Source organism: Heliobacterium mobile (genome assembly GCF_009720735.1).
GTDB classification, from domain to species: domain Bacteria; phylum Bacillota; class Desulfitobacteriia; order Heliobacteriales; family Heliobacteriaceae; genus Heliobacterium; species Heliobacterium mobile.
The window spans coordinates 1-21,462 of the sequence record NZ_WNKU01000036.1 but is presented as its reverse complement, the minus strand read 5'-3'; the positions used below and the strand labels follow the sequence as shown (position 1 = coordinate 21,462).

The following is a 21,462-nucleotide window of genomic DNA, read 5'->3' as shown; positions in this document are numbered from 1 at the left end:
TCCTATATCCATTCGACATAAAATGGAAAAATCCTTTAAAGGTTCATTGCTTTATGGGTGGCTTTTTAGACAGACTCTATTAGTTTCCAAACAGAGACCTGTTAACCGCATTACAGTGCAATAACGTCCTATAACCATGGAACTAGCGTTAAAAATAAGAAAAATATTTGGTTCCCTCTGCCAGTATAAAATCCCATAAACACAGGCAAAAAACCAGGACTTCTCATCCTGGCTTTAACTGTTTCCTCAATCTTTAACTGTTCCAAACCCCGGTAGGAATCAAATCTTAACTTTAGCCGGCGTCACGTTAGGCGTCAAATCCTAACTTTAGCCAACAGCTAACATTACGAAACCCCAGCTAAACCATGGTCGGGGCGACAGGATTCGAACCTGCGGTCTCTTTACTATTGTTTCGTCACAGGGTTGCCGCCTCACTCCATCAAAATATCCAACATCTTTTTCCTGTTCATCAGAAACTCTCTAGTCACCCGGTAATGCTCCGTCCGTTCGTATTCAACCACTTCGATACCACTTTCTGAAAAATGAAAGATCAACGCATCTGGATACGCCATAATAATAGGGGAATGGGTAGCAATGATGAACTGTGAATTTTGTTTAACCAAGTCATGGATTCGAGAAACCATCGCCATCTGGCGGGTAGGGGAAAGGGCTGCCTCCGGTTCATCCAATATGTAAATTCCATGTCCTGTAAAGCGATTCATGAAAGTGGCAAAAAAAGCTTCGCCGTGGGATTGATGATGAAGTGACTTCCCGCCAAATGAATCGATTACTTTTGATCCTCCAAAGGGTACTTTATCTAACTCATCAATATTTGTAGACAAGTTGTAAAAACTTTCTGCTCTTAAAAAGAACCCATCTTTGGGTTTTTTGTGATTACGGACTATTGTAAGATAACGGTGCAACTCTGAATGGGAATCCCGGGTTGAAAAATTGAAGTTTATCGTACCGCCTTCAGGATTAAAACCGACTGCGACAGCAATAGCCTCCAGAAGTGTTGACTTACCAGCGCCGTTTTCACCTACGAAGAAGGTAACCCTGGGGTGGAGATTGACTTCTTTTAATTCTTTAACCGCAGGTAGTGAAAACGGATATTGCGAAAATGTAAGTACTTCGCTTTGGCGTAGTCGGACACTCCGGATATATTGTCCTTGATTTTCTGTAATCATTCTGCACCATCCAGCGTTAATAGCTTGCGTACAGTTAATTGTAAAGCAATTCCATTCAAAAGCAAATGCCGTACGCACGCAAAAAAGCCAGGACTTCTCATCCTGGCCTAAACTATTTCCTCAACCTTTAACTCTTCCAAACCTCCGTAGGCGTCACGTTAGGCGTCGAATCCTAACTTTAGCCAACAGCTAACATTACGAAACCCCAGCTAACTCACATGGTCGGGGCGACAGGATTCGAACCTGCGGCCTCTTGGTCCCGAACCAAGCACGCTACCAAACTGCGAGTTTATTAGGGGCCGTACACCTATTCTAACCCCGTCACCCCGCACCGTCAATGGTTTCTCCAGTTAGACCCACTGGCGTCATCATAGCGTCAAACCTCCCGTGGCGTCACCCGTAGGCGTCTAGTTTAGGCGTCAAAAGTGCGTCATGGCTTCACAGTTTTTTCTTGCCCGACGGGGGTATTCTCCGTCATCAACAGCCCATTCATCTGGCTCAACGCCTTGGCCATCTCTTCCACGCCGATATGGTCGAGGTAGGTATCAACGGTGGTTTGGATGTTGCTGTGGCCCAAAACTTCCTGAACTATTTTCAGCGAGTTAGTCTGCTCTAGAATCAGCAGCCCAGCTGTATGTCGTAAGCTATGGAATGACTTCTTTTGAGGAATACCAGCCTTAACCAGCAGTTTCTGGAATGTCCGAGTGATGTACATAGGGTCGAGTGGGTGACCGTTCGGCTTACAGAAAACAAGGTCATAATCGAAGTACTCGTCCGCTGCTTCTTTTTGCTGTTCAACGATAAGTTTTCGGTTATGTAGGTCGATCATTACATCTACCGGTATTGGAAGAGGCCGTTTACTTCGTTCGGTCTTAGGCGTCTGAAATATCACTTGAGTTTTATGACCTTGACCATCCGGTTTCTGAGCACGTTGAACTGTCTGCCTAACATATAAGATCCTACGTTCGAAATCGATATCTTGCCAGCGGAGGCCGATCAATTCGCCTCGACGTAACCCCAGCCGTAACTCCAGTAGAAAAGCAGCGTAAAACTTGTGGGCTGCAATTTCTTTCAAGAATTGCCGGACTTCGTTCAACTTTAATGGGCGGATGTCCGGTTTAACTTTTTTGGGCAGTTTAACTGCTTCTGCGGGGTTCTTTAATAATTTGCCTTCCTTTATAGCCTGCTTAAAGGCACCGGAAATGACGTTATGGATATGTCGGATAGTTCTGGGGGCTAAAGCTTTACCGTTACTAACTTTGAATTTCAGTTTGGCGTTGTACATCAGTTGGATATCGGAGGTCTGGATTTTCTGAAGAGCCAGTGATCCCAGTGTGGGGATGATGTGGACTCGGTTCATCGTTTCATACTGGGAATATGTCGTAGGCTTTACGTTAGGCTCAATACATTCAGCAAGCCAGTAGGTCATCCAGTCCTTTACGGTAAGCCGAGTGGGTTCAACGAAATTACCGGTGATGATCGCGGCCTTCGCTGCCATCATCTTGTTGTAGGCTTCTTCATGGGACTTGCCGAGATAATTGTAGCGTTTTTTATTGCCGGTGGCGGGATCAGTGTGGAAGAAACGGGCTTCCCAGCGACCGTCTTTGCGTTGGTATATGTTGCCTTCTCCGTTGGTGCGTTTGGTCATGATAGGTCCACCTTCCCGATGTTTAGTTGGGTCAGTGGACAGTGTTGATTGAAAAGGGAGGGGAGTCAAGTTCTATTACCAATGCTGTTATGAAGGGGGGAGTAACGGTGTTGAATAGGTGGGAGGGACTTATTAGTAGTTGAGATGAAGGTACCAAAATCAACATTAAATTTATTATATAATTCAAATTATAAGTAATTCTGGGAAGGAAATGAAATAGATATGTCGAATGGTTCTAGGAAAACGCTCTAAGAACAGATTATTAGTAAGGAGGATTACATTGAAGCCAAACGTCGCTATATATGTTGATTGTGACAATTTGTACAGAAGACTTGAAGAATACGGTTTAGATCCGATAAGTGACTTGAATTTTTTTCAGAAAATATCAGAGATGTTCAAAGAGAATTACAATATTATAAAGTATACGGCCTTTGCTAACTTTGATAACACAAAAATGGGATTAACGGTACACAATGTAATATATAATTACGGTGTTTATGTTAAACATTGTTCGATAGATGGTAAAGGTTCTACTGATATGGAAATTGTAATTGAAGCCATTACAGACTTATTTAGGAATCCTAATATTGATTATTTTGTAATAATATCAAATGATAGGGATTACATACCTCTGTTTAGAGTAATTAAAGCCGAAAATAAAAGATCATATGTTATTTCGACCAAAAATGGATTTAATGAAGTTGTCAACGTTTTTGCGGATCATCACCAATATCTAGAGGATTTGTTTGAAATAGAATTATTAAGAGAACTAAACAATGGGGAGGATACAGTACAAATTGACGAAAACCTAATGGAAAAATATAAAAAGATTGCTAGCCTATTCTACGATTCTAGGATGTATAAATCATATAAAGAGAACGGAAATACTGTTGGGCTAAATGGATACTTACAAGCAATAAGAAAAACTTGGAAAGACAAAAACGATACTTACCAACTCATTAGAAAATATTTATATGCTGCTAGTAAACTTGAATATATACTTATTAAGAAAGATGAAAACGGGAATGAATACATATATGAAGGTCGAAAAATGAGTGAATTTGTTTCTGAGGATACCGCTTGATCACATAAATACTCTCTGATATAATCAATCTAAACGAACATTTTTTTCGAACAGTAAAATAACAGAAAGAAGATCCCCCTGAGATATGGGGGATTTTCTTTTTAATTAAAATAGCTTTATCGTTCTCGCTAATCGTTAGTCTACCATCTCCTGTAACATTACCATCAAACCCCCATCTCCCACCACACCCACTGTAACGCCCCACGTTCAACTCGACCCCCGTTCTGGTATGAATGGTATGACTGCTCGTCTTTGAAGGCACACAGGGCATTCTGAGGGGTCGGGTTTGAAGTGTGGAGGAAATAATTAGGTGGAATAGCGGTAACCAGCATTTTTCACGTTAAACTACCGGTCTGAATAACAGTGAACTGCCCTTCTTCACGGTCTACCCGATATCACATTAAAGGGAGGCCAGTGGGGAGGGGTGTTTGTTTTTTTGTGTCGTTACCGAACCACGTCGGCAGAACTGCTATGAAAACAAAGCACTAAATCACCTAAAAATCCCCACACCCCACATGAGCCGCTGTAACGCCCCGCGTTCGATTGGAACCTCGTTGTGGTATGGTTGAGTCGGGGGGTGTAGGGGGGATTATGCGGGGTCGGCTTAACAGATATGGGTGAAAGGTAATTATCAGAGGTTATGTCGACTAAAAATGAAAAAATCCTTAACCTTGGAAGGAATTGTCGAAAACGAATAGAAAAAGAAAAGAGAGTAAGTAAAAAGGGGAGTAGATATGAGCATTACGGTGGAGGCACAAAAAATACTTGAACATTTAATCATGGAAGACGAAAAAAACCCAGTAAAAGTTGCTCTTTTTGGACAACCTGGGGCGGGAAAATCGTCAATTGTAAATAAACTCGTCGGGAAAAAGGTAGCTAAAGTATCGCCGAGAACTGATACAACACAATCCTCTTCGGACTATCAAATGGAGGATAAACAAGAGTTTGCTTCCAACAGTATGTTAATAGTAGACTTACCGGGTTATGGCACATCAAAATTTCCCAAAGAAGGATACTATGATAACTTTGCTCTTGATGAAATCGATTTATTTCTTTGTGTTTTTTCTGGTAAATTCCACTCGTCTGATACAGAACTATTCAATCTGCTTAAAGCGAAAGGAAAACAATGTATATTCATTAGAAATAAAAGTGATGATATATGGGATGATGATGAGAACATAGATAAGTTGTATCAAACAATTATTGATGATTTAAGGTCGCAAATTAAATCAAATGAACAGGTTATCTTTACTAGTTGTCGAAATGGAAATGGTTTTGAGGAGTTAAATGAGGCAATATATAGGTCTTTAGATATTACGAAAAAGGAGAAATGGGTTCGATCTGCAAAAGCATACTCAATTGCTTTTTTAGAGGAAAAAAAGAAGGCTTGTGAGAAATTAGTTATTCTTTTTTCTGGTTTGTCTGCGGTTAATGGGATAAACCCTATACCCGGAGCTGACGTAGCAGTAAATGTAGCAATTATTCTTAAGATGTTTTCAAAAATAAAAGAATATTTTGGGTTAGATGACAGAGCTTTAGATAACATTGTTAAAACAGTACCTTTTATTTTACAAGCTGCAAATAACGTCATTAACTATGCTCAAAAACAAGGCGTTATTTTACTTCTTCAGAAATACATAGGTCAGTACGTCGTACAAGACTTTGCAAAATACATACCTCTTGTTGGTCAAGCCGCTGCAGCTTCATCGGGATTCGCATTATCATATAGTTCGGGAAAGTTTTACTTGAACGAATGTTATGATGTTGCAAAAGCAATATTAGAGAATGAACTGGTCCGAAGCAAAAAATAAATTTTTATCGGATTCATCACAATTAAATAAGTTTCTCTAAGCCCGATGGTTTCATAAGCCCAGGGCTGTTTTTTTATTAATGAATGTGTCTGAAAAAATACTATTAAAAAGCAACGTACTTTGTAATTTTGACGAGGTGTACTCGCTTGGATAAAAGTAAAGAGAAAGTTTTTAGTCAATGTATTAATTTGTTAAATGAAAAAGGCACCAAATTATACGAAAGCTACTTTGATGACTTTTTGCATATTGAAGATAAGAAGTTAAAAAATATTATTAAAAAACATTTGGTTAATAACAACATTAAAAACTCTGACATACAACGAATTGTAAATGGGGATGATCTTTCATTAGATACTCTATATAATGGATTAAGAGAGGAATATATAAAAAGCCATGTGCTTGTATTAGTGAAAGAAATCAACAAAGTATTATTGACCAATAAATTACCAAGGCTTTCTTCAACTACCCTTAAACTTCAAATATTAGATAAAATACTATTGTTTCTCAAATGGGTAAAATACTACAACAGGGCTTTATTGCTATATACGTTCATAACTACGCCGATAATTACGTTGATATATAGTTACAATATCCACATTGTATATTATTTAGATTACTTGATAAATGGCATAATGAATACAGATTTTATAGCGATATTTCAATCTGGATTAATTTTAAGTGCATTAATCTATATTATTGAACGTGTTAGGAAAAATGAAATTCAAAAAACAGAGTTATTTAATAAATTAAAAATACTACAAAACAAAGAAATTATCCAAGGAAAGTACAACAATTTATTTATTCATAAAAAGATTGCTGAGTTAAAACATCAAATACAGTTACTTCTGGATCTAAATGACTACCGTAAAGTTAGCTAAAAATATCTACTTCACCAAAGCGACTTCCGCCAGCACCGGCAAGGTCGCTTTTTTAATAAAGTAACCTGTTAAGATTCCCTGATAACTGGGCACCCTAGACGTGAGAGGTGATACCAGTGGAAGAGGAAATTGAGCTAAATCGTGACCCAATGACAATCTTAATGGATTACACCAACCATTGCGAAAAGACAGTAAACGAACTACAGCAATTTATTGACCAAGCTAATGCGTCAGGATTAAAAGTTCCAAATGAAGTCCAATATCTTCTTGAAGACAAGAACAGGGAATTTAAAAGTATGACGAGCACCTTAGCAAAGGTCCAGGCAAGGGAACACCAACTTCAATAACTTCATTAGCGACTTTCGCCACCACCGGCGGGGTCGCTTTTTTTGCTTTTTAGGTTGGAAACTTGGAGGCAGTGGGTTAGGCGGAGTTGGTGTTTGATTGTTTAAGTGGTTTGAAGAACTTCTCCAAAAGCGTAGGGCAAATATAACCCACTAACCTCCAATTAGTCTCGTCATGCCTGACGTGATCGTTCATTATTATCTACTCAGTTGACCGCCGTTATTACCGGTGACCGTGCCAAAACCGTGAAATTCCCTAAACTAACCCGGACATCCTAATCCAGGGAGGTGGGACTATTGATTGAGTCGCTTGAGGAACGCCGCCAAATGCGTAGGGCTAAAGAAAAGTCCTTTATCACCGAAGAAGTAGCTCGATGCGATAAAAACTCAAATAAAATAGAAGAATTTCTTCTGCGACTTAACTCGGCTGGTATAGAAATACCAGAAGTGCTTCGGAAAAAATTTGATGAGTCTTTAGCTACCTATAAAGCCTTAGCTACCGCATTTCGAAAAGACCTCGAAAAACTCAACACCCATTGAACCTCCGACGATCTCGCCAGAATTGGCGGGGTCTTTTTTGCTTTCTACATAGAAGATGAGTTTTTCGCAGGATAAGAGAGGCTTTTTGTGGGGTTGAGTGAGGTAGATGGGCAAAAACTCGTCTGCTATGGCAATGTAAGCAGATGAGTTCATTTGGAAACCGTCTACCGTATCGAATAACAAGTGGTAATTGCGACTAATCCTTACGTTTATTTGCAAATACTATACTTGGAAATAAATGGGGAACCGTGCTTTAAGGGGACTATACGTAATGGAAAATAGCTGGATTAAAAAATTTCTCTCAATATTCTCCCATGAACCGGTACCAAAAAAAACGTTTTCCCTCAGCCCTTCCCGAACTGTCTACAGTAACACGATTCCCTTAGGAAGATCTAAAGTAACAAAACGCAAGAAGTCTTCGTCGTTACCCCCTGAGAAAAGCGATCTTCAAAAGGTTTTAGCCCATCGATTTCGGTCCAGACGTAATCCAGATTTCATTATTCGATCTCTACAAACTTCTTGGGGCCAGATAACGATTGCTTTCTACCAAAGTCTTACAGATTCTAACCAAATCCAAGAGTTCCTCATCGGACCGTTAGTGGAATTTACACCACCTGCGGACAAGCCGTTGTGTGCAAAAGATTTGAAAGACCAATTGACATACTGCCACGTTGTTAAGGAAGTTTTTTCGTTCGATGACACGTTGAAAAGTATCATTACAGGGATGACTTTTGTTCATATTGATGGCTATGAATGGGGGTTAGCCCTTGACTTTCTAGGTCAGCATGGCCGAAGCGTAAGTGAGCCCCATACGGAAACCGTTGTTCAAGGACCTTATGATGCTTTCGTGGAAGACATTAGGATAAATCTATACCTGTTGCGCACACGTCTTGCCACTCCCGATTTTATTGCTGAGAACATTCCAGCGGGAGAACGGGAATCGGGACCGATCAATTTATTATATATCGATGGACTTACGAATCCAAAAGTGATTCGAGAAATACGCCGTCGGCTTGAATCTATCGATGTAGATATGCTGTATAACGTGGGACAGTTAGAACAATTTATCGAAGATCGCCCTTTTTCTTTATTTTCCCAAATGATTACCAGCGAAAGGCCTGACCGAACGATTTCGTTTCTAATGGAAGGAGCAGTTGCTGTTTTACTCAACGGGAGCCCGCTCGCGCTCATCGCTCCAGTAACGCTATGGTCCCAAGTTCATTCCCCGGAAGATATCTATTACCGTTGGCCCATCAGTACCTTTGCTCGACTCCTACGAGTCATCGGTGTATTAACCACCATTTTTTTACCTGCCGTTTACACAGCGATGGTTGTTTTTCACCCCGAAATGTTACCCACCGACTTGATGTTGGCCATCGCGTCAGCGAGAGAACACGTACCCTTTCCGACGGCTTTTTCTCTATTATTCCTGGAGATAGCCTTTGACTTTATTCGTGAGGCCGCACTTCGTGTTCCTAAAATGATTGGGCCCACGATAGGTATTGTCGGTGCGATCATTATCGGACAAGCCGTGGTGGAAGCGGGTATTGTGTCTCCTGTGGCAATTATCGTCGCGGCAATCACCGGTCTGGCGGGGTTTTCTATCCCTCAATATTCATTGGTCAACAGTTTTCGGATTGCACGATTGTTTTTACTTTTCCTCGCTAACTTTCTCGGATTCTATGGGGTTCTTATCGGCCTAGTCGTTTTAGTCCACCACTTGGCTGGACTAAAGTCGTTAGGCGTCCCGTTCTTGTCTCCATTTAGCCCGCTTCGAAATCCTTCAGGGGATACCTTTATACGTACCGCCGCGTTCTCTGTGGAAAAGCGTCCTTTCTTTACTCGTCCTATGGATAAATTCAAGCAGCGACCCTTAAATCGCCCTTGGGACCCTAGAATCCCTCCTGAATTATTGCTCATCACCGGAGACTTGAGTTCTCCTCAGAAGAAGGGTGAGCAATCATGAAGCAATCATCGCAAGAGGGTTACTTGGGTGGCATTGAGGCTTTTGTTCTCGTCAGCATGTTTATCACAGTTAAACTTTTTTTTCATATTCCCCGAGAACTGTCTTCGGCAGCTGGTACCGCTTCATGGATGGTCCCACTAATTGCTTTTCTTGGAGTTGTGCCCGTTTTTCTATGTGTGGAAAGGGTAGCCAACCGTTTTTCACGGGCTTCTTTGCTTAGCATCTCTGGATTACTGTGGGGACGCTACGTCCAATGGTTTCTGGGGTTGTTCTTGACCGTTTTACTGGTCGTTCATGTGGGCTATCAGATGCGAATTTTTGGTGAATTCATGATTACGACGCTACTTCCCAATACACCGATTTCCGTCGTTATCATTTCTAGTGCCCTGTTGGGTGTATTCCTTGCTTACAACGGATTGGAAAATCTTTCGAGAACGGCATGGTTGCTATTTCCGTTGGCTATTGTTGTCTTTCTGGTATCGATTTTTCTAGTCGGTTTTCAGGGACACATTTATTACTTGTCTCCCTGGCTAGGATACGGGGGAGTCGCTACTATCGAAACGGGTATCCGCTTCATGGGTCTTTTTAAGGAGATAGTGCTTCTGACGCTCATCGCCCCATTGTTTCGAAAGCAAAAAACCTTTCGTCAAGTCGGTTTTGGTTCCCTGTTGTTTACGGCGAGCATATATACGTTGACACAAATTGTTTTGCATCTAAATTTTCCCTTCCCAGGAGCGCGAGAGGTTGGATTTCCCTTATATCAACTAGGGAGGTTAATCAATCTCCAATTCGCAATTCAACGATTAGAGCCATTCATGGTTTTCGCCTGGTCCACCGTAACAACCATTGGTATTGCTGTTGGTCTGTATGAAAGTGCCCTCGCGACCACGCAAGGAAGTCGTGCACCGGATTTTCGTCCCTTTTTATTTCCGCTGGCCGCCCTTGCGGTGGTTGTTGCCTTTATTCCTGAAAGCAGCATCGAGGCCGTTAACACGTATACGTACTTAATGATGATTTTACCTATTCCCTTTTACGGTCTTCCCGTATTTACATGGATTTGGGTTACTCTCTTTTATCGCAATTCGGAGGAATTGAAATGAGAAAGGTTTCTTGTCTGCTGATCAGTGTATTACTGCTTCTTGTAATGTCCGGTTGCTCATCCGAGCGGGAGTTGGAACGGACCGCCTTCGTATTGACGATGGGCATCGATAAAGGCGAAGATGGGAATCTCGATGTAGTTTTTCGGGTAGCCATCCCAAGAAGCATGGACATAAGAGCGGGAGGAGAAACAACAACTTTGCAAGAGACGACAAAACCAATTACAATCACCGCACGATCTATTTCAGAGGCAATTAGTCTGGCAAGTACAAATGTGGAAAGAAAGCTCGATTTTCGTCACTTGAGGATCGTTCTTTTTGGCGAAGAATTAGCTCGCGAGGGGTTGGTTTTTCACCAGATTGATACATTGGAGAGAAACCCAGAATTCCGGCGCACCACCTATATGTTGTTAACGGAGGGACCTGCACGAGAGATTTTTTTGTCTACGCGACCCGTGTTAGAACGAAGCGTTTCTCGGTATGTCGATGGAATTATGCAAAACATGCGTGAACAGGGATATTCCCGCCCCATCACGCTGCATGAGTTTGTCTCTGAAATCGAAACATACCACGTCGATCCGGTACTTCCAATGCTCAAGAATAACCCCATGGTTCTCACGGAAAAGTCGGACTCAAAAATAAAGCCGATGCCCGAAGCAGAATATAAACAACGAGAAGCAGGGAAAACCGAACCAGGAGGTAAGACAACGGAGAGCCTTACCCGCTCTGGAGGAAATCCGTCGGAGTTTATTGGAATAGGAATATTCCATCAAGGGAAATTGATGGACAAATGGTCGGGTTGGGAAGCCAATGCATACAACCTCCTGCGGGATACGTATCATCGTGCGATTTGGACCTTTGATGATCCCATCGGTAAATATACCTATGCCGTTGAACTCAGTAAGTCGAGATCACCTGAAGTAAATATTCATTGGCAGGATGAAACCCCGCAAATATCCGTTGATTTATATTTGGATGGCGATTTGCTCAGCCTGCAATCACTGGAACCCTATGTGAATCCCGATGGACTCGCAACGATAGAGAATAACGCAGCCACGATTATCGAGAAAGAAGTTCTACAGGTCATTGCCAAAGCCCAAGGCATGAAAATTGATCCCTTCTTTCTCTCGCGCTACGTACGTATGCACATGACTTACATTCAAGATTTACAAGCTCTCAATTGGAGAGAGGAATTTTCTCGTGCCCAAGTAAATGTACATGTAAATGTGAAAATTCGTCGCCCCGGATTACGAATACAGCCCGCAAAAGAGTTCGAATACATTGGAGGTCAATAGTTATTTTCAATTCCATCGTGGACATTTTCTAATATTGAGGCGATAAGACTGTACCCCACCACCCACAGCCCACCTATTGAATAGACAGGCAGTTCAGCCTATCGTGGCCGGACTGCTTTATTTTTTTTCAAGGACGGTGGCCAATGACAGCAAATATCGGTGAATTATCAGTCGACCGCATCTACAACATGGATATCCATGACGGCCTCCAACTGCTCCCCGACAGTTCCATCGACCTCATCATCGCCGACCCACCATACGGCATCAATTACCGTAGCGGCAGTCGCAAGCGAAAGTTCACCGCAATCCAAAACGACGATATCATCATGACCGACTGGTTGGGCGATGTTTTCCGAGTGCTGAAAGATGTCGGAGCTTTTTACTGCTACACACGCTGGGACGTCTACGTCGAGTGGTATCACCGCATCTCTCAGCACTTCACCATCAAGAACTGCATCATCTGGCAAAAGAACGGCGGGGGAATGGGTGATCTTCGTGGAGCTTACAGTCCCGCTCACGAATTTCTCATCTTCGCTGTTAAGGGCAGACACATATTAAATGGAAAGCGAATTTCCGACGTATGGGCTGTGCCTCGCGATCCAGCAGTGACCTACATACACCCAACGCAAAAGCCGGTAAAACTAGCCGAGATGATTATCGAAAAGTCATCGCAGCCGGGTGATGTTGTGCTGGTTCCCTTCTGCGGCAGTGGAGGAGACTGCGTGGCAGCCAAGCGGATGGGGCGGAGGTTCATTGCGTTTGATGTTGAGAAGGGTTACGTGGAGGCAGCCAGTAACCGGCTAAATGAGGCCGCATAGTGTAGCTGTTTAATGTTTGACCAACGGCAAGAAATTCCTGGGATAGTATTAGAACGTGTGTTTCATAATTGGAACGTATGTGCTAAACTATTTCCAGGAGGTGGTCTTAATGAACCCGAAAGTTCAACGGTTCTATGCGTCTAACTCTCTTTGGCGACCAATGTTACTGCCTGAGCATCGTGACGTCACTCGCATAACCCAGAGGGAGTGGTTGAGTAACGAGGAGCCAATCCCGGAACTCAACGATATCCGAGCGGAAGAAATAGCCCGGGTCATCGAGTTGGCAGCGAGTGAGCAGTATGAAATCAAGTTTCGAATCAAGAGCGGACAGTGGATTAATGGGATCCCTATCAAATCGAAGTCCGGCAAGTTGACTATCGTATCTGATGGAAATGAACGTGAAATCCGCTGTTCCGACATCGTTGACGTGCGGGAGTAAACGATATCGCCACAGCCATGCCTGTTTCGCCACGTGTGCCGACAGAATTCATTGCCAATATAATTCCATTCAGATAGTGCCTGCGAGCCACACGTGGCCACACAGGAAGAGACGGCAATGGTCGAGTAATAATCGAGGACCGATGGTATCGGTGGCCACCAATCATCATTTTGATGAGTCGTTATCGGTCGACATTGCCAACCCAGCCGTGCGGCAGCTGGGCGAGGCGAGTGCGGGCCAAGTTCTAGCTAGATGAGTTAAAAAAACCAACGGTTCATGATATAGAATGAAGACTCGAAGTCAAAAACCTCGACGTCGCGATGTCAAAGACCTTTGACATAAACAATATAACAGTCTCTATAACGATAACGGGTATAGAACTATATAACGGTAATAACGTAGAACACTATAACATTATCAAAGAACAGTGGTTCCTGTAACGAAACAACGTAACCTCACCGTCCTATCGCCCAACAGCTAGCTACACTGCTGTGCCTGTTAATCATACCAACGCAACCTCAGACTTGGTATATGGGGTTGTTGGTGGATATTCCTGTAAGTCACCTGTCACAATCGACGATGTATTGCGATCACAAATAGCCTGGATCATTTTAGCCCAGGCTGTTATTATTTGGTTTATGTCTGAAAACTGGGAGGGCTTCAATGTTTGTCAATTACACCTACAACGCCAAGGTCACGCGAGTGATTGATGGTGATACGTTTGAGGCCGAAGTTGACCTTGGCTTCCACGTCATAATAAAGGAAAGATTCCGGTTGTACGGCCTCAATGCGCCAGAGATACATGGTGAGGATAAGGCGAGGGGAGAACGATCTAAGCAGTGGTTAGCTCGTCGACTTGAAGGACAAGTGGTCACCGTCAACTCCGTTCGAAAAGAAAAGTATGGGCGATGGCTGGCCGTGGTGAATGCAGCGGGAAAAAACGTGAATGATGAGATGGTTGCAGAAGGATTGGCCGTAAACTACATGCTTGGTAAATAATGTGACCCAGATCACATCAAAACGTTTGTTCTGATGGTATCATAAAAGAAAGTATTTCAAGGAGGCGATACCCGATGTTCCGTGAACTTGCCGAAGAAGGCAATACAATCAAACAGTCATTCCGTTACTTAGCAGAGGATGAACAGAAAAAACAAATCGGCGATTGGGTACAGAAGTGTATCTCTGCCATGAAAAAAGGTTGCCCAAATCGTCGTTTACAAGTTATTGCCTGAAAGTTGCAGGGGAATCTCGATATGTTGACGATAGCACATTGGATAATCTGCTGTTTGTGATGCAGGGACTGAAAGAGGCTGAAGAATTGTATTCGAATTGAATATCGGTTGAATAGATAGGCGACACGCAGTGAAGACGTCATTCACAGCGGGGTCGCTTTTTTGTTCCCTGAAATTCTATTGAGGTTGACGCTACGTTATGTCAAGCAAAATCCCTTTACTAAGATGTAGCTCTTTTACCTGAACGAAAATGAAAGGAGATTATCGATGGCAAAAAAGTCGCTGAAATATGCGTTGACCGAGCCGCAGAGACGTGCTGCGGAAATACTCGCCAACAATGACGTCCACAAAATGACGTTACTCCAGATCGCCCATGAGGTCGGTGTCAGTGAGCGAACCGTCTGCCGTTGGAAACAAGAGCCCGATTTTATTGAATATCAGAATGAAGTGGCCGAATTAACGATGAGAAACTTCCTGGTTGAAGCCTACAACGGCTTGAAATCCATCGTTCGTTCCGGTCAAAGCGAGAAAAACAAATTAAAAGCCATCGAACTGGTCATGAAGAACCAGGGCCGTTTGACCGAGGTGCAGAAAGTCGAGGCCAAGATTGAGGACAGCCGTTCCAACGAAGCAATCGAGGCCGAGATTGATAGCTTGAAGAAGATGCTGGCCGATATGTAACGGGATGGAGTCAGTTTAATTGACGCCATCAATCTCATCCTCTTTCGTTGCATTAGTCGCTGACTAGAGATAAGCTGTGACCCACGAAGCCCAACACTTCGGCGGGATATCCAGCAGATTAGTCAGCGTCTATGCAAGGAGAGAACATCATGATCGAAGCTTTCATCGAAGAACTCAGACGGCAAGGCAAAAGCCCAACCACCCTACGCTCCTATCAGGACAGTTGGGCCAGATTCTCCCGGTGGTATCAAAAGGAGCACCCCGCCCCCACCCCCACCGGGGGGTCTTCCATGCCGCAGATGGCCACACAACTGGACGTAGCAAATTTCAAAAGGTTCGCTGCCAATCATTTTAAGCCCAATACCGTCGCACTCACATTAACCCATCTCAACGTCATTTTCCGTTGGCTTGCGGACCACGGCCACGCACCTGATAACCCCGTCGAGCAAATCGATCGCATCACGGTTCCTCAATCGTCGCCCAAGTGGCTAACCCGCAATGAACAGAACACGCTGGTACGGGCCGTGCGCCAACACGGTAATATCCGAGAATTGGCGATGGTCACACTGATGCTCCATACTGGTGTTCGGGTTCAGGAACTTTGCGATATATGCGTCAAGGACATCCCCTTTACCGAACGAAAGGGAACCTTGGTCATCCCTAACGGTAAACACGGCAAATACCGTGAAATCCCGTTGAATGTGGACTGCCGACGAATCCTCCAGCGATATCTCGAATCGCGCCGTACCCACAGCGATTACCTATTTTACAGCCAACGCAGCGAAAAGATGAGCCCACGGGGCGTATCATTCTTAATCGCAAAGTACGCAAAGCTAACCGGTATCGAGCATCTCACATGCCATACTCTACGCCACAGTTTTGGCCATGAGTTAACCGTCCGGAAAATCCCGATGGATGTGATTGCTCGACTAATGGGACACATGAAGAAAGACGGCTCACCAAATCTGCAAATGACCAGCCGGTACACGATGCCCGGCGAGGAAGATTTGGTCAGGGCCGTTGAAGAATTATCATGGGTGTGAGGGGGGGCTATTGAATCGACTCCTTTTTCAATTTCACGATTGCCCACCAGAGCCTGCACGTTGCCCTGTGTCGCGAGAGAATATGGTACCTGGGATATTCATGCCAGAACAAATGTTCCATCGAACGTGGGGCAACGTGTGGCGCGACAGGGGAAATCAATTAGAAGGCCACTGCCTTACCAATAGTAAGACACCAGTGATACCCTCGCAGAGGTTATCGGAAATTTTCGGGGAACCTCATTTTGAAGGGGATTGACAATGTCAACACCCTCTTACATTGGCGACGGAGATTTTCCACCTGAGGTTAAAGAAAAGTATAGCCATAATAAAGCAGAGCCGATAAATGAGACCACTGTGGCTGTGAGAACCAACGCGAGAATTACACCGGCAGCATACGTGATTGTGGTTAAAATCCTCGGACGAGCAACCGGGGCTTCTGGCCTATCGATCACGGTAACACGGGATATGCGATTTCTGAGGGGTAGTTTATCAATTAAACCCGGAGGTATAATACGTCTTTCATACGGCTTCTTTGGCTGACCCATTCGATCGCCCTCCCGACTGTTAGTCTGTGAGGGCATTTTAATTTCATGTATTGAGTTCGATTGCCCACGTGAGGCGACACGTCGGCACGTGTGGCGAGAGAATAGGTAGATGGGGTCATTATGCCTGTTCGGTATTCGTTCGAACGTGTGGCAACGTGCAGGGCGACGGGGGAATGGCCGGGATTGCCAGAGGTAATAGCTCAATACCGTAGGATTAAATAAAGAATCTACGGTCAAGGCTACCCTATTGTTCTATGGTTCTTGTTATGTGGTTCTAGGTATTATGGTTATAGTTAGTGTCAAAGACCTTTGACATCGCGACGTCGAGACCTTTGACATGGGACGTCGGGAACTGTTACATCGTGACGTCGAGGTCTTTTACGTCGTGAGGTCGAGGGTTTTGACATGGGGAAAAGCCCGTTGGATTTGCTAGGCATTGAGTTGGTTCATGATCTCTTTCATATCGTCAAAACAAAGCTGAACCAAGTTTTGACCGGGAAACATGTTTAGACGGCAAACTCCTTGATATGTAAGAATTTCTTCAACGACTGCTAGATGGGCAATCAGCTTTTCATTCCAGTAAACCTTGACTTGTTTTTGGTCGTTTGAGACAAAGACGTAATCAAGCTCTTCTAATTGGGGAGAGAAATATATCTCCCATGGTCCGAGTTTCACATTAATTCCTCCGTTATCTCCAACATTGGTTAATAATAAATTATCTTCGACAAATACTTTCATTTTCCTGGAATTTATTAAAAGTTATTAACAATTATGTTCGTTTTTCCTGTGGGTATCGTGAATAACTATATAAAAAAGACAGCGTACCCGTAACGGTTTGTCGAATTACCGTATTCAAAAAGACGTATTCAGAATTTAACTGAGACGTCTTTTTTTATTTCGTTCAATATCTTGGAGGTGAACAAACCATAAACATTCTAAACCGTGACCAACGGCAACAGCGAATAGAACTCTTAGAACGACGAGTCCAGTTATTTGACGAGGTTCGGGCCAAGCAAGAACTCAGTCCAGCTATGCAGGCCGAGTATATTGCCGACATGAAGGAGCTTTACCGTCTTCGTCGGATTGACCGTGCGGAGTTTGATGTCTTGTTCTTCATGTACGAGTATTTTTCTGACGATAAAAACCCAGAAAATGAGCAAAACCTCATCCCGGCAAGTGTTCACATTGATGACGCCCCTCGATTCCACCGGGAACTATGCGATCTGCTCCGAATAGTCTCGGTCGATAACCCAACGGCTCGCATCGCTTGGGCGGCTCCACGGGGCCATGCCAAGTCGGCTTATCTATCAAACGGATTTCCCATCCATGAGATCGTTTACGACAAGCGAAAATACATCCTCATCATCTCGGAAACGGACTCAATGGCCAAGAAGTTTATCGAGTGGATATCGCTCCAGCTCAAGTTTAACAAGAAATTGCGAGAGGACTTCGGCGAATTGCTGTCCGATAGAAAGTCCATGAACGAGCGGGATAATCAAGAAGCGTTTCTGACCCGAACAGGGGTACTGGTTGAAGCAGCATCCATGGGGAAACAGTTACGGGGAAAGCGGAACGGATCTTATCGGCCTGACCTTGTGATCCTGGATGACCTAGAATCAGCCAAGAATACCAACACACCGGAATTGCGCGATAAGAACCTTCATTGGTTTAACTCTGTCGTTATGCCCATCGGTGACCCGGCCAAGACAGCGTTCATTTACATGGGCACGATCGTTCAAGCCCGAGGGTTGTTGCCGAATATATTACAGCGGTCGGACTTCGAATCCCGCACATACTCCGCCATCGTATCCCCACCGGAACGAAGCGACCTCTGGGAGCAGTTTGAATCCATCTGCCGAAATCCCGAAAATGAAAACCGGCTGGATGATGCCATCGCTTTTTACAACTCGTATCAAAAAGATATGAGTAGGGGCGTCGAGGTTTTATGGCCTGGGCGCTTTTCTTATGACCGACTCATGATTGAGAAGGTTAATATCGGATCTCGGGCGTTTGGATCGGAGTATCTGAATAACCCCATCGACGAAGAAACCCAGATATTCAAGCCGTCCATGTTTACATTTTTCGATTACCCGGAACTCCGCGATAAGATGGGACGGCCTGTTCCGTTAGATTACTTCGGTGCCTGGGACATCGCGATGGGCAAGAACAATCGATCCGACTACAACGCCATCGTTGTCATCGGCCGTGACCGTCGAACCGGTATCCTGTACGTCGTGGAGACTTGGGCGAGGAAGTGTCCGGCCCATGAAGCGTTGCAAGAAGTCATTAACAAAATCGGCAAGTATCGGCCACGGATTTTCGCCATAGAGACCGTTCAAGCCCAGTTCGACCTATTCCGGCAGGCTCGGGAACGGATGGCGAAGGAAGGTATTTACACGACAAAGCTGAAAGCTGTGACCAGCAAAACCAAGAAAGAAGAACGGATTGAATCGCTAGAGCCGATTGTAGAGCAGGGAATTCTTCGGTTCATGCGACACCAGCGAATCCTGCTGGAGCAGTTAGAGCAGTTCCCCAATCACGACCACGACGACCTCCCTGATGCATTGCAGATGGCTGTGGAACTGTGCGGGGGAGGACGGCGACGGACTTTCCACCAAAAGCCTTTTGGGTTGTAAACGACCCCAACGGCCCAGCTAGGTGGATGAAAATGTGGGAAAGGAGGTCGTCTGATGTCCTTATTCTCCATCGGCAGTTACTACCCGGCACCAGCCCATCGAGATCGGATTCGGCGATATCGGGAAAACAAAAAGCTCTTTTTGGGTAGGCATTTCGATGTATTCCAGCGAGTTCAGAACAAACTTTCCCGCAGACAAAATGAGTTGCTCTATATCTCGACCAACCTTCCCGGTGTGATTTGCAAGAAATCCGCCGATTTTTTGTTTGGTGAGCAACCTACGTTTTCCGCCGGAAAAAACGACAACTCCAATGAGCAGCAGGCCATTGAGCGTTTCGTTGAGGGGAACGACCTCCACATTATGAATTATGAAAGCGCCTTATCGAACGCCTATCGAGGGGATTCATTCTATAAAATCCGCTACGGTCAAGAGTATAGCGGGATGGTGGGGAAGGAGAGCGATCCCTTTCGAGTCATCATTGAAGCCCAGAATCCCGAATATGTGTTCCCAGAAACGGCTCCCGGAGACGCCAACCGCATTATCGCCTATCACATCGCCTATCCGCTTCTTGTGAAGCGCGGTGATGCCGAGGATTGGTTGTTAACGGTGGAATCCCACGATCCCGGTCGCATCGTTTATGCCAAATTCAAGCTGGACCCGATTGTGGTGACCGTGGATAACGAAATCAATGAATGGCGGATATCGGCTGAACTCATATCAGAACGGCGTGAAGTGCTTACCGGCGTCCCATATCCGCTGGTGGTCCACGTGCCTAACTACGCCACCGACGATTGCTGGGAAGGCATCGATGACCTCAGCGAAAACAAGCCGCTGTTTGACGAGATTAACCATCGGCTCTCGCAAATCGCTTCCATCCTCGATAAGCACGCTGATCCGGCAATGGCGGTCCCGGCAGGAACGCTGGGCGAAGATGAACAGGGCAATCCCATCTTTCGAGTGGGTGTCGATAAAGTCTTTGAAGTGATGGGGAAGGACGAGGTGGTCCCGCAGTACATCACATGGGACGGTCAGTTACAGGCAGCCTTCATGGAATTGGACAAGCTGGTCAAGTTGCTTCTCATTAACGCGGAAATCCCAGAAATCGCTCTCGGCTCTGGGGATGCGGGAACGAGTGGTGCTTCCGGATTGGCGATCAAATGGCGACTCAACTCGATTCTCGCGAAGGTAAACCGCAAGCGGCAGTATTACAACAAAGCCCTAAAGCGAGTGCTACTAATCGCTCAGTTGCTTGAAATCGCCTGCAAGGGGACGCAAGGTTACGAAGTTACCGTTCCCAAAGTAAAGTTCAAGGACGGCTTGCCGGATGATGAAACCGAGATGGCCAACATCATGTCCATACGGACGGGCGGTAAGGCGACCATTTCCCAGAAGTCGGCGTTGATGTGGCTGGATGATTTGACGGAGGAACAAGCGGAAGCAGAGCTGGCGCGAATGAAAGATGAAGAAGCCATGGCGGACCCGTCTATCTTTCGGCAACCCGGTGATGAAAAATGAGGCCGATTCCTAAACCCGTCTATGAACGGGATATAAATCGATTGGTTGGTTATTACAAAAAGACCTTCACCAAGATTGCCGATAGGTTAAAAGTGATTCCGGCATCCGGCGGGTTGGAAAAAGCTTATGCGGAATCGCTGCTATCGCAAATCATGGTCATTCTTCGAGACTTAGATGGCTCCACAAAAACTTGGTGCGAACAGGTTATAAAAGAAGCATTCACAGGCGCACAGGCGCAGACCATTCTTGCATTGGGCGACGCATCCTCATTATCGGAGGCGGCATCGTCCATCTCTTTTTCCATGTTAGCTCGCGAGCGGACCGAGGCTTTGATTAACGACACCTACACCGATTTGCTGATGGCCACACAAAACACAGAAAGAAAGATTAAACAGCTTGTGAGAAGTACCGTCAGCGAGACTCTACGTGTGAAAGCGTTGGAACAGATGGGTCGCCGGACGATGAAACGTGACATCGTCGGTGACCTCACGCATAAAGGACTGTCGGCCAAGCTGGACAGTGAAGTATGGGTTGGCATTGTGGACCGAGCCGGTCGGCGGTGGAACTTATCAACCTATACCGAGATGGTGGTCCGAACAAAACTTACACAGGCACATATCGAGGGGACTCGGGTGGAGACGATGGAACGCGGTGTGGACTTGGCGGTGATCTCGTCTCATAACGCCAAAGACGCTTGTCGGTC

General features: G+C 44.8%; 20 protein-coding genes. 17 read left to right on the top strand and 3 right to left on the bottom strand.

Annotation, left to right across the window (positions count from 1 at the left end):
* Positions 1–431: 431 nt before the first annotated feature.
* The gene (locus GJ688_RS17900; RefSeq protein ID WP_155477891.1) at positions 432–1,187 is read right to left on the bottom strand and encodes an AAA family ATPase; all 756 of its coding nucleotides are present in this window, start codon (positions 1,185–1,187) and stop codon (positions 432–434) included.
* 430 nt (positions 1,188–1,617) lie between these two features.
* Positions 1,618–2,835: a site-specific integrase gene (locus GJ688_RS17895; RefSeq protein WP_155477890.1), complete on the bottom strand. Its 1,218-nt coding sequence runs from the start codon at positions 2,833–2,835 to the stop codon at positions 1,618–1,620.
* A 280-nt stretch (positions 2,836–3,115) separates the two neighbouring features.
* Here GJ688_RS17895 and GJ688_RS17890 point away from each other — a divergent pair, with 280 nt between their 5' ends.
* From GJ688_RS17890 to GJ688_RS17825, 14 genes are all read left to right on the top strand, one after another.
* Positions 3,116–3,919 (top strand): NYN domain-containing protein, encoded by an 804-nt coding sequence (locus GJ688_RS17890; protein ID WP_170292129.1) that lies wholly within the window; start codon positions 3,116–3,118, stop codon positions 3,917–3,919.
* Positions 3,920–4,653: 734 nt separating this feature from the next.
* Positions 4,654–5,730: a GTPase gene (locus GJ688_RS17885; protein WP_155477888.1), complete on the top strand. Its 1,077-nt coding sequence runs from the start codon at positions 4,654–4,656 to the stop codon at positions 5,728–5,730.
* Positions 5,731–5,876: 146 nt separating this feature from the next.
* On the top strand, positions 5,877–6,608 hold the full coding sequence (locus GJ688_RS17880; protein ID WP_155477887.1) for a hypothetical protein: 732 nt from the start codon (positions 5,877–5,879) through the stop codon (positions 6,606–6,608).
* Between the two features lie 116 nt (positions 6,609–6,724).
* Positions 6,725–6,955 (top strand): hypothetical protein, encoded by a 231-nt coding sequence (locus tag GJ688_RS17875; RefSeq protein ID WP_155477886.1) that lies wholly within the window; start codon positions 6,725–6,727, stop codon positions 6,953–6,955.
* Positions 6,956–7,249: 294 nt separating this feature from the next.
* Positions 7,250–7,492, top strand: a complete 243-nt coding sequence (locus GJ688_RS17870) for a hypothetical protein (protein ID WP_155477885.1) — start codon at positions 7,250–7,252, stop codon at positions 7,490–7,492.
* A 238-nt stretch (positions 7,493–7,730) separates the two neighbouring features.
* Positions 7,731–9,458, top strand: a complete 1,728-nt coding sequence (locus tag GJ688_RS17865) for a spore germination protein (protein WP_155477884.1) — start codon at positions 7,731–7,733, stop codon at positions 9,456–9,458.
* Positions 9,455–10,558, top strand: a complete 1,104-nt coding sequence (locus GJ688_RS17860) for a GerAB/ArcD/ProY family transporter (RefSeq protein ID WP_155477883.1) — start codon at positions 9,455–9,457, stop codon at positions 10,556–10,558. Before GJ688_RS17865 ends, GJ688_RS17860 begins: the two co-directional genes overlap by 4 nt.
* Positions 10,555–11,850, top strand: coding sequence for a Ger(x)C family spore germination protein (locus GJ688_RS17855; RefSeq protein WP_170292127.1), 1,296 nt, complete (start codon positions 10,555–10,557; stop codon positions 11,848–11,850). Before GJ688_RS17860 ends, GJ688_RS17855 begins: the two co-directional genes overlap by 4 nt.
* A 143-nt stretch (positions 11,851–11,993) precedes the next feature.
* Complete coding sequence (locus tag GJ688_RS17850) at positions 11,994–12,668, top strand: DNA-methyltransferase (protein WP_155477881.1); 675 nt, start codon at positions 11,994–11,996, stop codon at positions 12,666–12,668.
* A 109-nt stretch (positions 12,669–12,777) separates the two neighbouring features.
* Positions 12,778–13,107 (top strand): hypothetical protein, encoded by a 330-nt coding sequence (locus tag GJ688_RS17845; protein ID WP_155477880.1) that lies wholly within the window; start codon positions 12,778–12,780, stop codon positions 13,105–13,107.
* A 663-nt stretch (positions 13,108–13,770) separates the two neighbouring features.
* Entirely contained in the window at positions 13,771–14,106 is a 336-nt protein-coding gene (locus GJ688_RS17840; RefSeq protein WP_155477879.1) for a thermonuclease family protein, read from the top strand.
* 74 nt (positions 14,107–14,180) lie between these two features.
* Positions 14,181–14,339, top strand: a complete 159-nt coding sequence (locus GJ688_RS17835; protein ID WP_155477878.1) for a hypothetical protein — start codon at positions 14,181–14,183, stop codon at positions 14,337–14,339.
* 267 nt (positions 14,340–14,606) lie between these two features.
* Positions 14,607–15,020 carry a phBC6A51 family helix-turn-helix protein gene (locus tag GJ688_RS17830; RefSeq protein ID WP_155477877.1) on the top strand — a complete coding sequence of 138 codons (414 nt, stop codon included), beginning with the start codon at positions 14,607–14,609 and terminating at the stop codon, positions 15,018–15,020.
* 149 nt (positions 15,021–15,169) lie between these two features.
* Positions 15,170–16,063 carry a tyrosine-type recombinase/integrase gene (locus GJ688_RS17825; RefSeq protein WP_170292126.1) on the top strand — a complete coding sequence of 298 codons (894 nt, stop codon included), beginning with the start codon at positions 15,170–15,172 and terminating at the stop codon, positions 16,061–16,063.
* A 974-nt stretch (positions 16,064–17,037) separates the two neighbouring features.
* On the opposite strand, the gene GJ688_RS17820 is transcribed toward GJ688_RS17825, so the two are convergent.
* Complete coding sequence (locus GJ688_RS17820; RefSeq protein ID WP_155477875.1) at positions 17,038–17,283, bottom strand: hypothetical protein; 246 nt, start codon at positions 17,281–17,283, stop codon at positions 17,038–17,040.
* A 356-nt stretch (positions 17,284–17,639) separates the two neighbouring features.
* Between GJ688_RS17820 and terL the strand changes: the two genes are divergently transcribed.
* From terL to GJ688_RS17805, 3 genes are all read left to right on the top strand, one after another.
* The gene (gene terL / locus GJ688_RS17815; RefSeq protein WP_155477874.1) at positions 17,640–19,244 is read left to right on the top strand and encodes a phage terminase large subunit; all 1,605 of its coding nucleotides are present in this window, start codon (positions 17,640–17,642) and stop codon (positions 19,242–19,244) included.
* A 54-nt stretch (positions 19,245–19,298) separates the two neighbouring features.
* Positions 19,299–20,759: a phage portal protein gene (locus GJ688_RS17810; protein ID WP_155477873.1), complete on the top strand. Its 1,461-nt coding sequence runs from the start codon at positions 19,299–19,301 to the stop codon at positions 20,757–20,759.
* The coding region (locus GJ688_RS17805) for a phage minor capsid protein (RefSeq protein ID WP_155477872.1) at positions 20,756–21,462 on the top strand (707 nt) is incomplete at its 3' end. The genes GJ688_RS17810 and GJ688_RS17805, both read left to right, overlap by 4 nt.

Bases quoted from the DNA above. Each gene is read 5' to 3' on its own strand.
- GJ688_RS17895 (WP_155477890.1), bottom strand. From the start codon at position 2,835: ATGACCAAACGCACCAACGGAGAAGGCAACATATACCAACGCAAAGAC.
- GJ688_RS17855 (WP_170292127.1), top strand. From the start codon at position 10,555: ATGAGAAAGGTTTCTTGTCTGCTGATCAGTGTATTACTGCTTCTTGTA.
- GJ688_RS17860 (WP_155477883.1), top strand. From the start codon at position 9,455: ATGAAGCAATCATCGCAAGAGGGTTACTTGGGTGGCATTGAGGCTTTT.
- GJ688_RS17885 (WP_155477888.1), top strand. From the start codon at position 4,654: ATGAGCATTACGGTGGAGGCACAAAAAATACTTGAACATTTAATCATG.
- GJ688_RS17835 (WP_155477878.1), top strand. From the start codon at position 14,181: ATGTTCCGTGAACTTGCCGAAGAAGGCAATACAATCAAACAGTCATTC.
- terL (WP_155477874.1), top strand. From the start codon at position 17,640: ATGCAGGCCGAGTATATTGCCGACATGAAGGAGCTTTACCGTCTTCGT.
- GJ688_RS17810 (WP_155477873.1), top strand. From the start codon at position 19,299: ATGTCCTTATTCTCCATCGGCAGTTACTACCCGGCACCAGCCCATCGA.
- GJ688_RS17825 (WP_170292126.1), top strand. From the start codon at position 15,170: ATGATCGAAGCTTTCATCGAAGAACTCAGACGGCAAGGCAAAAGCCCA.
- GJ688_RS17850 (WP_155477881.1), top strand. From the start codon at position 11,994: ATGACAGCAAATATCGGTGAATTATCAGTCGACCGCATCTACAACATG.
- GJ688_RS17865 (WP_155477884.1), top strand. From the start codon at position 7,731: ATGGGGAACCGTGCTTTAAGGGGACTATACGTAATGGAAAATAGCTGG.
- GJ688_RS17900 (WP_155477891.1), bottom strand. From the start codon at position 1,187: ATGATTACAGAAAATCAAGGACAATATATCCGGAGTGTCCGACTACGC.
- GJ688_RS17845 (WP_155477880.1), top strand. From the start codon at position 12,778: ATGAACCCGAAAGTTCAACGGTTCTATGCGTCTAACTCTCTTTGGCGA.
- GJ688_RS17830 (WP_155477877.1), top strand. From the start codon at position 14,607: ATGGCAAAAAAGTCGCTGAAATATGCGTTGACCGAGCCGCAGAGACGT.
- GJ688_RS17840 (WP_155477879.1), top strand. From the start codon at position 13,771: ATGTTTGTCAATTACACCTACAACGCCAAGGTCACGCGAGTGATTGAT.